The organism is Pirellulaceae bacterium (genome assembly GCA_019636385.1).
Lineage (GTDB): Bacteria > Planctomycetota > Planctomycetia > Pirellulales > Pirellulaceae > Aureliella.
On sequence record JAHBXT010000002.1, the window covers coordinates 599,176 to 613,847 of the forward strand.

The following is a 14,672-nucleotide window of genomic DNA, read 5'->3' on the forward strand; positions in this document are numbered from 1 at the left end:
TGGTCTGCGGAGCCTCGACCCTGATGGGCAGGACTCTTAGCGTCGGTCCTCGGCGGCTAGCAGCGCTATGGTCTGCTGAGCTACAATTAGTTCTTCGTTGGTGGGTATGACCCAAATCTGGCAGCGGCTGCCGCTGCCGTCGATGCGTTGCTCGCGGCTGCGGGCCGACGTGTTTTGCTGACTGTCCAATACAAATCCCAGTTCGGCCAATCCATTGCAAACCGCTGCGCGAATGGATTCGCTGTTTTCGCCGATGCCGCCGGTGAACACCAAGGCATCACAGCCCCCCAAAGCCACCAGCATTCCCCCCAAATGCCGTCGGATTTCCTCGACGTACACATCCAGCGCCAGCTTGGCGTCGGCATGGCCCTGCATCGCGGCTTGTTCCAAATCGCGAATGTCACCGCTCACTCCGCCCGACAGGCCTAGCAGACCGGCCTGTGTCGACAGCGTCGTCAGTAACTGTTGGAGACTTTGTCCCGAGTGTTCCATCAACATCGGCAGGCAAAAAGGATCCAAGTCACCGACGCGATTGTTTTGAGGCAATCCCGATTGCGGACTCATGCCCATCGTCGTGGCCACACTCCGACCGTTGTCGATCGCGCACAGGCTGCTGGAGCCGCCCAAATGACATGAAATGATTCGCTGTTTTTGAGAGCCCAATATTTCTGCGGCGCGAGTAGCAATGTAACGATGGCTGGCACCGTGAAAGCCCCACTTGCGAATTGGCAATGCATCGGCCCAGTGTTTGGGCAGTGCATATCGGCGACGAGCTTCCGGAATCGTGCGGTGAAAATCGGTTTCAAAGGCTGCCACCAGTGGAATGTCCGGAACTGTTTCGGCCAGCTGTCGCATGGCCGCAAGGTAAGGTGGGTTGTGCGCTGGGGCAACCGAGCTGACTTGTTGCATAGCATCCAAGACTTCGCTGGTAATGCGAAATACGCCTTGCAATCGCCCGCCATGCACCGCCTTGAAGCCGATAGCGGCAACTTGGTCGGCACTGGTTAAACAGCCCGCTTGCGGATCGGTCAATTGGTTTAGGCAAGCACGCACCGCCGCACCGTGGTGCGGAATATCCAGTTCCATGACGGTACGTCGATCGCCAATTTCAACTGTACAAGGACAGTTCTTAGAACCGATCCGCTCGACACCGCCACGAGCCAATTGGCGCGCAGGCCGGCTCTGTGACTGGCCAGACATGTCCAGCAGTCGATACTTGAAGCTCGTCGAGCCCAGGTTGGCAACCAAGACCTTCATTCCAGATTCCCGTGTACTTCGGCCGATTTCACGTTTCTGATACGAATCAGTGCCCGTAGCCTCGGTCGGCGTGGCTAATCCGACCGCCACCGGAATGAAATTGCCAGGCGGCGGCCAGTGCATCGTCGACGAGTTTAAGCGAAAAAAGCCTTCGACAGACCTTCAGCCGGTCGAGGGATGACGTGACTGCTGACCAGTTCGCCGACCTGCGACGCTGCGCTGGCGCCGGCTTCAACGGCTGCACGCACGCTGCCCACATCGCCACTGACCACAGTAGTAACCAAGCCGCCGCCAATATCGACGCGCTTGACGATTTCAACGTTGGCCGCCTTGACCATCGCGTCGGTAGCTTCGACTAAGGCCAGCAGGCCCTTTGTTTCGATCATTCCAATTGCTGTTTGCATGGTGTTCTAACCTAAGACTGTTGATTGAGTGTGTACGACAAAATGAGTTACAGGCTGACCTTCAGAACTTTGGGCAGGTCTTGATGAGGTCGAGCGATGACTTGCACGCTCACAACCTCACCCACGCGGCCGGCCGCTGCGGCTCCGGCGTCGGTAGCTGCTTTTACAGCCGCGACATCGCCAGATACAAATGCGGAAACCAGGCCGCTGCCGACCTTGTCCCACCCTAAGAACTGCACGTTGGCAGCCTTCATCATGGCATCGACCGATTCGACCAAAGAGACGAATCCCTTGGTCTCGATCATGCCTAGCGCTTCAGAAATTTGTGCCATGTTCGATTTTCTCCTGGCAGTTGACATTGTTGGTTCGACCTTCGCAGGTCGCAGCTAAAGAAACGAAATTGGGAATGTATTGATGAAGCGCACAGGCTCAGTTGGCATCGCCGATGGTTTTGGTGGCAACTGTAGCCAAACCGGCTGCCGGTCTAATATTAATGTTGACACCTGCAATCACCTTGAGGTTTCAAAATGACCTCGGTGGCTGAATCCAAATTGCAGGCGTTGCCTTCGTCAGTATCGATGTGTACCTCTAGTTTGGCCTTGGTATCGGCCCGCACTAGCAGATCGTCGAAAGTGATCGTGCACTGCGGGCTGACGACTTTTAATGCCATCAGCTGCCCGTTCTTTACCCCGTAGTAAGCGGCCTCGTCAAAATTCATGTGTACATGCCGCGCAGCGCGAATGACGCCTTGATGCAATTCCACCGCACCGGCCGGACCTACAAGAACGCAGCCCGGAGTACCGGCGATAGCGCCTGAATGCCGAACGGGAGCGTCGATGCCCAGCGATATGGCATCGGTCAGTGCCAATTCGACTTGGCTATGCGGTCGTGTTGGTCCCAGTACGCGAACTTCTGGCAACATCCGGCGACGCGGACCGACCAACATCACCGTCTCTTGCGCCGCATAAAAGCCGTCTTGGTAAAGCGGCTTGCCTGGAGTCAACCGATGGCCCTTACCAAATAATTGCTCGACGTGTTCGTCGGTCAGGTGGACATGCCGCGCCGAGATGCTCACGCGTAGCTCCGGTGACCTGCTGGACGCGTGTGGTGTAGCGCTCGCAGTTGCAGCTTGGCGAACGATCTGCCGTACTAATGACTCTACGCGGCTGCGGTCGATGGTCAGGGGATTATGCGCAAGTGAATTCATGCGTTGGTTGCCTCGGGAACATCTGTCGCGGGCCTGTCCGGCGGAGCTACTACCAAGTTGACCCCTGCGTTACTGAGCTGTTCGCGCCAGGCGTCGGTCAGTTGGTCATCACTCACTAAGGTGTGTACTTCATGCAATGGGCACAGTCGGGCCAGGGAACTCTTGCCAAATTTGCTGCTATCGGCCACTACCATGGTCTTATCGGCGCAGCGCATCATGGCTTTTTCAGCCTCGACCAGCAGCAAGTTGCTGTTGTAGTAACCGCGATGATCGGCACCAGCGATGCTCAGTACGGCGGTCTGGACGTTGATCGTGCCCAACATCTGATTGGTGTAGGGCCCAATCGTGACTCCGGTGCGACTATGTACATAACCCCCCAAGACAACCAAGTCGACTTGATCGTTCGAAGTAAACAGACTGGCTAGCGGCAGGGAATTGGTCACGATTTGCAGTGGGCGTCCCACCAGTTGTTTGGCTAATTCGTAGGTTGTACTGCCACCATCTAGCAGCACTGTATCGTGATCTTCAATCAGGCGGCTGGCGGCCTGCGCGACCTGCCGTTTCTTTTCCCATTGTTCGGCGCGGCGATGCTCAAACAACTTGAGCGAAGCCGTAGGTCCCGTGGAAAAGACTCCGCCATGCGTCCGCTGCGCTTCGCCTTCGGCTTCCAGGTAATCCAAATCGCGACGAATCGTCGACTCGCTGACGTCCAATGCCGCTCGCAGGTCGGGAATCGACACGAATCCCTGATTGCGAATCAGCTCCTTCAGCTTCGCTCGACGCAATTCGGTGATACCAGCTGTGCTCAAAATCAATCACTCCAAAGCTCGGTGTTGAGCACAGAATGTCAATTCAACAATCAAATCTATCACGTACGTGACATTTATCAATCGTTTGTGTGGAATAATTCAGTCAAAATGGCTAGGCTTGGCCGGTTTGGCTGATGTTGGTAGCTCTTTTGGGTGGTTTGTCTGTTGTTTTGGTCAGTGGCGTGAAGGTGACTACACTACGGTTCAGGCGGCGAGAGATTTGGGCGGTCATCCTCTGGTGACGGCTGCTGGTGGTGAAACTCTCATTGATCCTGGGCTTGGCCTGCCGAACGAGCGCAAGAGTTGAACCATCCAATTAAACGCCACCTGGTCAGACGCTCGCCAAATTAGGTGCCTATAATGCATGCCCTGTCACAGGTGGTCAGGAAGTGGGGGACAAGTGGGGCTTGCGCCGCATCTCTTGCTAGCAGCAGTGGGTGTCAGAATTCTTTATGTTCAGCGCAGGCATCGCAAAACGCTGAGGAGTTTATGGACGTTAACCGGAAGATTGTATTCTGCGTAATTGCAGCCGCGGCTCTCCTCGCTAGTGCTAGCAGTCACACGGTATTGTGTGCTCAGTATTCCGGGGATTCGTGGCGCCAGTTCCGTGGAAATCTCGATGACGGCCGCGCTCCATTGGCCAGATTTCCGATTCAGTGGAGCCCGACCAGCGGCCTACGCTGGCGGACTACGATTCACGGTCGTGGTTGGTCGTCGCCAGTGGTAGATGGCAATGAGATTTGGTTGACGACGGCAACCGAAGACGGGCTGAAGATGCATGTGGTGTGCGTTGCTTTGGACAGCGGTGCAATTGTTCACGATCGATTGATTTTCGAAAATGAAGTCGTCCAGCCAGACTATCACATCACGAACAGCTATGCCTCCCCGACCCCGGTTCTGGATGATCAGCACATCTATGTTCATTTTGGGGCTTACGGTACCGCTTGTTTGCGAAGGAGTGACTTCAGCCTGCGCTGGCAACGACGCGATTTGCCTTGTAATCACTATCGCGGTCCCGGCAGTTCGCCAATTCTCTACCGCGATTTGCTGATTTTTCACATGGACGGGTTTGACTATCAGTATGCCATCGCACTGGATCGCGTCTCCGGGCAGACGGTCTGGAAGGCCGATCGCCAAGTTGAGTATGGGACTGACAATGGCGATTACTACAAGGCCTTTTCGACTCCAAGAGTGATCCAGTTGGACGGCCACGACCAATTGATCAGCCCCGCCAGCATGGCCTGTCTGGCGCTTGATCCGCTGACCGGGAAAGAATTGTGGCGAGTCCGCTACGAAGAGCACTCGACGACCGTTCGCCCGCTGTTCGATGGTCAATTTCTGTATTTAAGTACCGGCTTCAGCAAACCCAAATTGCTGTGTGTGCGAGCCGACGGCAGCGGAGATGTGACCGACAGCCACATCGTATGGAGCCAGCATAAGTCGATCGGTTCCAAGCCGAGCCCTGTCCTGGTCAACGGAAAGTTGTTTGTAGTATCCGACGACGGAGTAATCTCGCGTTTAGATGTCCAGACTGGTGAGATTCGCTGGCAACAACGTCTAGGAGGCAAATTCAGTGCTTCTTTGGTGGCCACCGACCAGCATGTCATTGCCGTGGATCATGATGGTGCGGGCTATGTGTTCACCGTCGCCGACCAACCGCAATTGGTTGGCGAAAATCGGCTCGACGAAGGTTGCAACGCGTCGCCGGCACTCTTGCGAGATTCACTTATTTTAAGAACCACATCACAGTTAGTGCGAATTGCACAGTAGCTTTCGATGCCGGAATCACGTGACCGAAAAGAAAACGCTATGGCTGATCGCAATAATTGCCAGTCGAGTCGTGAACAGTTGCGTCAAAGAGACTCAGATGAACCCAGAGTTCGGCTCACTATTACCAGTACCTTACTGTTGGAGGTGACCGTACTCGCGGCCGAATCCTCCACCGCCTTCGAGTATGAGCCTGATTTCATTGAGTACGATAGTCCAGTCATCAACTATCGGCGATTAGCCAGCAGGACCAAGAACCGCTCATTTTACACACTCGGATAACAGTCGCTTTGCGGAAACCATCCGCCAGGTGTGTATACTATGGAGCATCGAATCGACTGTCGAGAATTACTTGCTTTGAGGTTCTTATGAGTCGTCACCCCCAGAGCCGTCGGTATTGTATTGCTGCGAACCGCAAGCGCATCTTGGGAGTCGAGAAGTTGGAGGGGCGCCTATTGTTGGCAGCGGCCATTGGCCGTGAACTGTGGGAGGCTCAGTCTTGGCCCAACGACCAGCGTTCGCCAGCCACAGAGGCTGTAGTTGGCCAACCAGTCTCGGAGGCGTCGCTGGTGTTTCAGTTGAACTTGTCGCAACTAACAAATCAGCTCAGCCAGATTCCGCGAGATGCAGAGGCGATTGCTGGGCTGAATGATTTAGTGTCCGCCAGCCACCGACTTTCAAGCATTGAGTTGCCTACGATACAGGGTGGATTCGAAAAGTTTTCGTTTGCGTATTCACCGGTTTATGCGGCTGAATTTGCTGAGAAGTTTCCCAGTATTCGTACCTATGCAGGTTACAGCCAGGACAATCCCGGAACGACACTCCGCTTTGGGATATCAGACCTTGGGTTTCATGCTATCGTCCGCTCTCTCGACGGAGATTACGTTGTCGATCGCGTTGTTGATGGTCACGCGGACAATCAATATGTGGCGTATAAGCCATCGGCCCGCGCGTCCTGGCTCGAGTCTGACGAACTACTGGTAGATAAGTCGTTGGGTGACCATCATTCATGGTCAACGCCCCTTAGACATGACACCGATGATCAATTCCTTGCACAAATACGAGACGTGAGTGCCGGGCAAACGGCAGCGGTCAACTCGGGAACCAGTTTGCGAGTCTACCGCATTGGAATTTCAGCCAATAGTGGATATGCCCAGCAGATTGGTGGCACGATGCAGGCTGTTCAGTCGGCCATCGTCGAGAGCCTCAATCGAATCAACGCTATTACGCAAAACGAATTGTCCATCAGCTTTCAATTGATTGCCAACAACGATCAATTGACATTTTTGAACGCAGGTAACGATCCGTTTACCGCTAACAATGTACGCGCCAACATTGACGAGAACATCCAGTTGATGGACCAAGTGATTGGACCCAATAACTACGATATTGGCCATGTCTATGCGTCGGGAGCGGGTAATGGCGTCGCATACGTGTCTTCATTAGGCAGACCTTTTAAAGCCGGGGGGGCCACGTCCGGATGGCCAAGTGTCGGATTTGACCACGTTGTATTGCACGAAATCGGCCATCAAATGGGCTCGCGTCACACGTTTTCGGGTGCCGGTGGGGCCTGTGCAGACAATATTGCGCTGGAGACCGCCATTGAGCCGGGGAGCGGGTCCACGTTTATGAGTTATGCAGGGCTATGTGGTGCTGATAACATTCAGAATAACTACGATCCGTACTATCACAGTCTCAGTGCACAATTGTTCATGAACCATATGGATAACATTGTGCCCGACGTCGGAGCGAGAATTCCATTTGCCAATGCGCTTCCGCAAGTGGAGTCACTGGTGCCATCTGGGTTGTCCATTCCGGCTCGAACGCCATTCGTCCTGGAAGCCATTGGGTCCGATGCCAACAATCCACAATCGCTGACCTATAGTTGGGAGCAGTTTGATCTCGGACCGCAGCGAGCCTTGTCGGCGGGAGACACTGGCCAAGGAGCTATCATCCGCGCATTTGCTCCGGTGACCGAAAGTACGCGCTATGTACCGCGACTTCCAGATTTGATTAATAATGTATCGCAATCGTCGGAGACATTGCCCACCACCAACCGCGACTTAAACTTCCGAGTCACGGTGCGCGACAATTTTCCAGGAGCGGGGGCATTCAATACGGATAATGTGCGACTGCGAGTCGTCGATACCGGCAGGCCATTTGCCGTCACCCAGCCCAATACTGCGGCGGTTCGCTGGCGCGGTCTGTCGCAACAATCGGTCCAGTGGGATGTGGCGGGGACGAGTGCATTGCCAATCGGAGCCGTCAACGTTTCAATCTATCTCTCGTTAGACGGTGGTTTTACATACCCGATTGTAATTGCCGATCAAGTTCCCAACACGGGATCAGCCACCATTACAGTTCCCAATGTTTCTACGGCACGCGCGCGAGTCATGGTTCGCGGCCACAACAATATCTTCTTTGACATTTCCAATGCTGATTTCGCCATTGAAGTCTCGACAATCGAAGTGAATATTGCACCGGCGCAGACCAATTATGTTGAAAATCAGCCGCCTGTCGCCGTAGCTGCCACTAGTCAGGTCCTGCAGATTGAAAACGTGGTGGGAGTGACGTTGACGGTGTCTATCACATCTGCATCCCAGGTAGGAGATTTCTTGACCTTTATCAATAGCCAAGGAATTAGCACACTGGGAAATCGACTTTTGTTGGGCAATACCGACCTGGGAACCTGGGCATCGGCCTTTGCTGGAACAGGACTGTCCATACAGTTTGGCAACAATGCGGATGCGAGTAGTTTGGAGACTGTGTTGCGCAGCATCGGTTTTGTGCACGTGACAGATAATCCTTCCAGTGCTACCCGAACGGTCGAGTTTGTCTTGGCCGGTACGTTCCGTCAGTCGGTTAATATAACCGTGCAGCCCGTGAACGATCCTCCAGTCATTAGCTCAGCCAATTTGCCTGAAATACTGGAAGACGCTGTCCAGAATTTGGGTGCGACAGTCGCGGCTTTGTGGAGCGGTAGCTTTGTTGATCCTGACAGCGCGACTCTGGCAGGCGTCGTTGTTGTGGCCAATCCGCAGCTTAGTGAGCAGGGACATTGGCAGTACACAACTGGCGGTCCTTGGCAAGACATCGGTCAGGTAGGTGATGCTAGCGGTGGGCTGGCTTTGTCACGGCTTACCCGACTGCGCTTTACGCCGGCTGTGGATTACTACGGTACGCCCGATCCACTGTTTGTGCGCGCGCTGGATGACAGCTATCTGGATGGTTTTAGCGATACGCAATCCGGCATCCGTCGCATGATCAATCCCAGTGAACAATTTGCAATTGCTGTCCAGTCGGTCACGCTGGGCGTGGTTGTGATCCCCGTGAACGATCCGCCTGTGGCGCTGTCCAGCTCCGAGCAGGTCGCGATTGTTCAGGATCAGCGGCTCGAGTATCAGTTTTCAGCAGACTTGTTTTTCGACGTTGACTCACCACTGACTTGGTCGATGCAGGCGGTGGGAGGTGGTCCGCTACCGCGCTGGCTGTCGTTCTCGCCTGCCAGCCGATTGCTGACGGGCACGCCGCGCAATCGTGATGTAGGTGTGCATAATCTGTGGTTGATCGTAAACGACCAGCAATACTCCGCATCGTTGCCTGTGACGTTAACGGTCCAGAATGTAAACGACCCGCCGGAGCAACTGCGGCTGGTGCGCCAGGGCCTGCCTGAAAATCACAGCAATTTTATTGTGGGGACGCTGTTCGCAGTGGACCCCGACGGCGATCCGATCACGTGGTCCTCGTCCGACCCGCGCTTTCAGATTGTGGGCAATCAGGTGCGCCTGACCACCGCGCTAGATCATGAAGTCGAGCCTCAAGTGTGGGTCACCTTCCAGGCTACTGACAACCAGGACCCACCATTGTCAGCCTCTCTGGCGATCACTTTTGAAGTCGAGGATGTCAACGAGCATTACCCACAGCTGACTGGCCAAGCGTTTAGTATTCCAAGTGGGACGGCCGCCGGCAGCCTGATCGCCAGACTGCTGGCACCCGACGATGATATCCGGCAAGTCGTCCAATTCCGTATAGTAGATGGGGATGCGGTCGCATTTTCGCTGGACGGGGATACCGGCGAACTGCGACTGCTGGAATGGGTCAACTGGCAAGTCAAGCCCCAGTTTCGGTTGTTTGTGGAAGCATACGACAGCGGCACACCACAAAAAGCGACTACGGCTCAGTTCGTGGTCAACGTTTTACCGCCCAACGACTACCCGCCCGAGATTGAACCCTCCCAGGTGCTGAGATTTCAAGAGAATCCGCCGCCTGGTCAGTACTTGGGAACCGTGCGTGCCAGCGATCGTGATGGGACCCCGCTGCGGTTCGAGTTGTTGGAAGTCTTGGGAGGCGAAGCGAATTGGGTGCGCTTAGATTCCGCCACGGGAGCCGTGACCGCAACGGATGCTAGTCGCTTTAATTTTGAGAACCCTATCCGCCAAGCTCTGAAGGTGCGGGTGCTGGAGACCGTAGAGGTAAACGGAGCGACTCGGCACATAGAAGCGGAAATCCCCATCGAATTGAGCGATGTAAATGATCCTCCACACGGTTTGCTGCCCGTCAGCATTTTGACCGCGCGGCTGGGTGCGGTAACAACTCCCTTGATTGTGCAGGATGAGGATTCGCCAGATGGCGGTTACACGTTCAGCTCACTGGATCCTCGCTTTGAAATTCGTGACGGCAACTTGGCGCTTAAGCCCGATCAATATCTCCAGTCTGTGGCCGGTGGCAGTACGACAACGGCTCGCTTGCTGGTAACCGATCAGTCAGACGCCAGCAGTTTTGCGGAGTTGCTGGTGACCATTCAGATTGTTGATCGCCCACCCTGGCAGAATCCCGTTTTGCGAGCAGACGTCAATCGCGACGGTCGTGTGACCGCGCAGGATGCGCTGCAGGTCGTCAATCGACTGAATGCCCAGCCCTCACAGCCGCTCACGATACCGCGCAGCTTACAGCAGCAAACAATGTTTGACTACGATGTCAATGGGGACAATCGCTTGACCGCCATGGATGCATTGATTGTCGTCAATTTCTTGAACGATCCCGCACAGCGCCAGTCGGCCTCATTTCCTGCCGAGGGTGAAGCTGCATCAATTCAAGGGGCTGCGGCCGATCCTCGACTGTGGTGGATGGCATTTCAACAAATTGAGCGTGAAGCGCACAATCGCCGCAGGCGCTAGCGGCCCGATCTGGCCGATGTTGGACTGCACGAATCGGGCCGGATCCGGTATATTTGGCACAAGTTGGCTTGCCAGTGTGGTCGAGGTCATAGGATTTCGATTGTACCAGGATGATTGTTGGCAAGCGACGAGTCCTTTGTGCAGCATGACAATGCGATGAGTGTGCCTCAGTCCACCGATTTCTTGGGTAAGCATGAATTTCTAATCCGACGCCTGCATTCCCTAACAGGCTTGATCCCGGTGGGGGCCTACATGGTAGTCCATCTGCTGGTCAACGCCTCGCTGGTGATCGGACCTGGCAGGTTCCAGTTCTTCGTCAATCAAATTCACTCGCTGGGCAGACTGCTGCCGCTGATCGAGTGGGTGTTCATCTTTTTGCCTATTTTGTTTCATGGCTTGTTTGGATTGTGGATCATTCGTACCGGTCGGTCTAACACGGCCAGTTATCCCTATCTGTCGAATTGGCGCTATTCGCTTCAGCGGGCAAGCGGGATGATCGCTATTGTGTTTATCTTCGGGCACGTCTTTCACTTGCACGGCTGGATTCATGCTGATTGGTGGCGTCACGGCATCGCGGAGCCGTTGGGGATGGCGAATTTTCGCCCGTACAATGCGGCCAGTACGCTAGCGATGGCGCTCAGTGGCATGGTGTGGCCGGTCTTCTATGTGGTGGGAATAGTGGCCTGCGTGTACCACTTGGCCAACGGGCTTTGGACGATGGGAATTACCTGGGGGATCTGGGTCTCCCCTCAGGCTCAGCGCTGGGCTTCCAGAGCATGCAGCCTCATGGGCGTAGGCTTGTTGACGGTTGGCTTGGCGGCATTGGTCAGTGCCCGTCGCGTCGATGTCGACGCAGCTCGGACCATTGAAAATCAAATGTATGACGCGGGCGTGAGGTCTGGGCAAACCACACCCGCTCCAGAAAAACGATCCAAGCCCCAGTGACACTGTGCGATATCTAATTGGAACTGGGGTTTGTAGAGTGCGACACCCAAACAGCGCCAGCATGGTGTTTCGCAAGATAGACGAAAGGCAGCGTTAAGACTTTGGTTAGTTCAGCTTGTAACGGCACACCAGTGATACGTTCAGTTTTAGTTTGATAGATAGCAACCTGTGTTTCGCCTGCTGCGGATAGCCGTGGTGATTAGAGCGTTCGGTAAAGTGGAGAGAAAATGGCAGCGAGTAGAGTTGTAGTTGTGGGAGGTGGCTTGGCCGGATTAGCCGCCTCCATGAAATTGGCTGAACTGGGTATTGCTGTAGACTTAATCAGTTTGACACCAGTTAAACGCTCTCACAGCGTCTGTGCTCAAGGAGGAATCAATAGTTGCAACGATCAGACGCGTCAACTGGGCGACTCGGAGTGGAAGCATTTTGACGATACCATTTATGGCGGCGACTTTCTACAGCATCAGCCGCCAGTCAAGGAGATGTCTTATTGGGCACCAAAAGTTATCGACTTAATGGATCGCCTGGGAGTGCCTTTTAATCGCACTCAAGAGGGGTTTATCGATCGTCGTCGGTTCGGTGGAACTCTCTACAAGCGCACCGCCTTCGCAGGCGCAACGACCGGCCAGCAGTTGCTGTATGCGCTAGATGAGCAAGTGCGACGATGGGAAGTTGACGCCATGGTGCGCAAGTTCGAGTTCTGGGACTTCCTGGGGCCGGTGCTTGATGATGAGGGTCGTTGTGTCGGTGCTGTAGCACAGGACATGGTCTCCATGGAGATTCGAGCATTTCCCGCAGAAGCTACCATTGTGGCCTCGGGAGGATGTGGCTTGATCTATGGCCGCTCGACGATGTCTGTGTTTTGCAATGGCAGTGCCGCAAGTCGTTGTCTCCAAGTCGGTGCCAAGTACGGCAACGCCGAGTTCATTCAAGTGCATCCCACCGCCATACCGGGGGCTGACAAATTGCGGCTCATGAGCGAATCAGCTCGCGGTGAAGGTGGGCGTGTGTGGGTGCCGCGACAGCCTCAGGATAGCCGACCGCCCAAGTCGATCCCTGAGTCCGAACGCTACTATTTCTTGGAGGATCGCTACCCCAAGTATGGCAATTTGGTTCCGCGCGATATTGCCACACGCGAGATTTTTGATATCTGCGTCAACGAGGGGCTGAGCGTTGAGAGCCAGCGAATGTGTGTCTACTTGGATTTAACGCACATCGCACGGCCAGAGTTGGATCGCAAACTCGGCGGAATCTTGGATATCTACGAAAAGTTCCAGGGGGTGGATCCGCGCCAAGTGCCGATGAAAATCTTCCCGGCAGTGCACTATTCGATGGGTGGCCTGTGGGTGGATTATGCAAAGAGTAGCGACGGTGGGCTGCAAGCCGGTCACCCTCGGAATCAAGCCACCAACATTCCGGGACTGTACGCGATAGGCGAATGCGACTACCAATATCATGGGGCCAATCGCCTGGGAGCCAATTCGCTATTGAGCTGTATCTTCAGCGGGCTATTCGTCGGCCCGTGCATTGAGACCTACATTAACGGTCAGGCTAAAGCGGCGGTCGATTTGCGATCAAGTGTATATGAGCGAGCCGTGGCTCAGGAGCAACGTCGACACCAGCAATTGTTGGCTAACACGGGCGGTGAGAATCCGTATCTAATTCACCAAGAGTTGGGCGATGTCATGACTCGTGCAGCCACCGTCGTGCGCCGCAACGATCAATTGCGAGAAGCCATCGACAAGGTCGCCGAGCTTCACCAGCGGGCTACGAACTGTTCGCTGTCAGACACTGGCAGCTGGACGAACCAGAATGCGATTTTCACCAAGGCCTTGCGAGATATGTTTCCTATAGCCAAGGCGATTTTGCAGGGAGCGTTGTTGCGCGACGAATGTCGTGGAGCGCATTTCAAGCCCGAGTTTGCTATGCCTAGCTTGGCGGAACGAGAGCCGGAGCGGCGCCGGGTCGAGGCGCAGGCTTGGTGCGATCGGTTCGCGGAAAATAGCCGCAGATTCCTCAGGTCGTCAATTGCGACTTGCCGAGGAATGGATGTGCACATCGAATATGAAGATATAGATACGTCACTCATCCCGCCGCGTCCCAGATTGTATGGATTGGTTGGGGCGGAGGAGATCGACCAAGCGTGGAAAGAGCGCAGCGCCTCGCTGGCTCAGCGCCGCGAAGTATCCGCCAGTCAGTAACAGAGTTGTATTAAGTTTGGTTTCCTTTAGAGTTCAAGATGGTAATCGGCAGTCATGCACGCTCGTCAGTCAGCCCGTAAAATTCAGGTCAAAATTCTTCGCCAACAGAGCCCTAACCAGCCCGCCTACTGGGAGCGGCATCGAGTAGAGTACGAAGAGAATATGAACGTCATTAGCTTGCTGCAAAAGATTGCTGCTCAAGCTACGACCGCTGACGGCCAAAGCGTTTGCCCAGTTGCTTGGGAATGCGGATGTCTCGAGGAAGTGTGCGGTTCCTGCACCATGGTCATCAATGGTCGCGTTCGCCAGAGCTGTTCGGCACTGGTTGATCGGTTGTTGGATGAAAATGGCACTGAGATCGAACTGCGTCCGATGACCAAGTTTCCGGTACTGAGAGACTTAGTGGTCGACCGCAGCCGACTGTTTCGCGGACTGCAGCGCGTCAAAGCGTGGGTGCCGGTCGACAGTTACGGTGATTTGGGGGCTGGTCCTCGGCAAAGCCGTCAGCAGCAAGAGCAGGCCTACCCGCTGAGTGAATGTATGAGTTGCGGTTGTTGTTTGGACGCATGTCCGCAATATCAAAAAGCGGAACTAGTTCGCAATCCAGGGGAAACGGATCAGCAGTTTGCGCAACGCCAGAAGGCCGCTTTTGATCAGCAATTTCTAGGTGCGGCGGTGATAAGCCAGGCGATGTTATTCAACGCGCATCCAGTAGGTAATGCCTTGCAAGAAGATCGCCTGGAGACTTTGCAAGGTCCTGGCGGCGTGCATGAGTGTGGCAATTCACAGAATTGCGTCGCGGTATGCCCAAAAGCTATTCCATTGACCACATCCATTGGACGAGCCGGTCGAGCGACGACGGTCCACCTACTGAAAAAACTGTTTGGAGCCTAATTGAGGAATTT

At 54.7% G+C, this 14,672-nt stretch carries 11 protein-coding genes; 6 read left to right on the forward strand and 5 right to left on the reverse strand.

Annotation, left to right across the window (positions count from 1 at the left end; translation table 11 throughout):
• Positions 1–36 precede the first annotated feature (36 nt).
• The 5 genes from KF752_07990 to KF752_08010 all read right to left on the reverse strand — a co-directional run bounded on the left by KF752_07990 (position 37) and on the right by KF752_08010 (position 3,677).
• On the reverse strand, positions 37–1,257 hold the full coding sequence (locus KF752_07990) for an acetate/propionate family kinase (protein ID MBX3421480.1): 1,221 nt from the start codon (positions 1,255–1,257) through the stop codon (positions 37–39).
• Between the two features lie 134 nt (positions 1,258–1,391).
• Entirely contained in the window at positions 1,392–1,661 is a 270-nt protein-coding gene (locus KF752_07995; GenBank protein MBX3421481.1) for a BMC domain-containing protein, read from the reverse strand.
• 47 nt (positions 1,662–1,708) lie between these two features.
• On the reverse strand, positions 1,709–1,993 hold the full coding sequence (locus KF752_08000; GenBank protein ID MBX3421482.1) for a BMC domain-containing protein: 285 nt from the start codon (positions 1,991–1,993) through the stop codon (positions 1,709–1,711).
• A 158-nt stretch (positions 1,994–2,151) separates the two neighbouring features.
• Positions 2,152–2,868, reverse strand: coding sequence for a phosphate propanoyltransferase (locus tag KF752_08005; protein ID MBX3421483.1), 717 nt, complete (start codon positions 2,866–2,868; stop codon positions 2,152–2,154).
• Positions 2,865–3,677: a DeoR/GlpR transcriptional regulator gene (locus KF752_08010; GenBank protein ID MBX3421484.1), complete on the reverse strand. Its 813-nt coding sequence runs from the start codon at positions 3,675–3,677 to the stop codon at positions 2,865–2,867. Before KF752_08010 ends, KF752_08005 begins: the two co-directional genes overlap by 4 nt.
• 567 nt (positions 3,678–4,244) lie before the next feature.
• Between KF752_08010 and KF752_08015 the strand changes: the two genes are divergently transcribed.
• The 6 genes from KF752_08015 (at position 4,245) to sdhB (ending at position 14,661) form a co-directional block, all read left to right on the forward strand.
• Positions 4,245–5,447, forward strand: a complete 1,203-nt coding sequence (locus KF752_08015) for a PQQ-binding-like beta-propeller repeat protein (protein ID MBX3421485.1) — start codon at positions 4,245–4,247, stop codon at positions 5,445–5,447.
• Positions 5,448–5,453: 6 nt separating this feature from the next.
• Positions 5,454–5,726: a hypothetical protein gene (locus KF752_08020; GenBank protein MBX3421486.1), complete on the forward strand. Its 273-nt coding sequence runs from the start codon at positions 5,454–5,456 to the stop codon at positions 5,724–5,726.
• An 86-nt stretch (positions 5,727–5,812) separates the two neighbouring features.
• Positions 5,813–10,621 carry a cadherin domain-containing protein gene (locus KF752_08025; GenBank protein MBX3421487.1) on the forward strand — a complete coding sequence of 1,603 codons (4,809 nt, stop codon included), beginning with the start codon at positions 5,813–5,815 and terminating at the stop codon, positions 10,619–10,621.
• A gap of 156 nt (positions 10,622–10,777) precedes the next feature.
• A complete protein-coding gene (locus KF752_08030) occupies positions 10,778–11,566 on the forward strand; it encodes a succinate dehydrogenase cytochrome b558 subunit (protein ID MBX3421488.1) in 789 nt (262 codons plus the stop codon).
• A gap of 227 nt (positions 11,567–11,793) precedes the next feature.
• Positions 11,794–13,767 carry a succinate dehydrogenase flavoprotein subunit gene (sdhA, locus tag KF752_08035; GenBank protein ID MBX3421489.1) on the forward strand — a complete coding sequence of 658 codons (1,974 nt, stop codon included), beginning with the start codon at positions 11,794–11,796 and terminating at the stop codon, positions 13,765–13,767.
• 54 nt (positions 13,768–13,821) lie between these two features.
• Positions 13,822–14,661, forward strand: coding sequence for a succinate dehydrogenase iron-sulfur subunit (gene sdhB, locus KF752_08040; protein MBX3421490.1), 840 nt, complete (start codon positions 13,822–13,824; stop codon positions 14,659–14,661).
• Positions 14,662–14,672 lie beyond the last annotated feature (11 nt).

Bases quoted from the DNA above. Each gene is read 5' to 3' on its own strand.
- KF752_08030 (MBX3421488.1), top strand. From the start codon at position 10,778: ATGAGTGTGCCTCAGTCCACCGATTTCTTGGGTAAGCATGAATTTCTA.
- KF752_07995 (MBX3421481.1), bottom strand. From the start codon at position 1,661: ATGCAAACAGCAATTGGAATGATCGAAACAAAGGGCCTGCTGGCCTTA.
- KF752_07990 (MBX3421480.1), bottom strand. From the start codon at position 1,257: ATGAAGGTCTTGGTTGCCAACCTGGGCTCGACGAGCTTCAAGTATCGA.
- sdhA (MBX3421489.1), top strand. From the start codon at position 11,794: ATGGCAGCGAGTAGAGTTGTAGTTGTGGGAGGTGGCTTGGCCGGATTA.
- KF752_08005 (MBX3421483.1), bottom strand. From the start codon at position 2,868: ATGAATTCACTTGCGCATAATCCCCTGACCATCGACCGCAGCCGCGTA.
- KF752_08020 (MBX3421486.1), top strand. From the start codon at position 5,454: ATGCCGGAATCACGTGACCGAAAAGAAAACGCTATGGCTGATCGCAAT.
- KF752_08025 (MBX3421487.1), top strand. From the start codon at position 5,813: ATGAGTCGTCACCCCCAGAGCCGTCGGTATTGTATTGCTGCGAACCGC.
- sdhB (MBX3421490.1), top strand. From the start codon at position 13,822: ATGCACGCTCGTCAGTCAGCCCGTAAAATTCAGGTCAAAATTCTTCGC.
- KF752_08000 (MBX3421482.1), bottom strand. From the start codon at position 1,993: ATGGCACAAATTTCTGAAGCGCTAGGCATGATCGAGACCAAGGGATTC.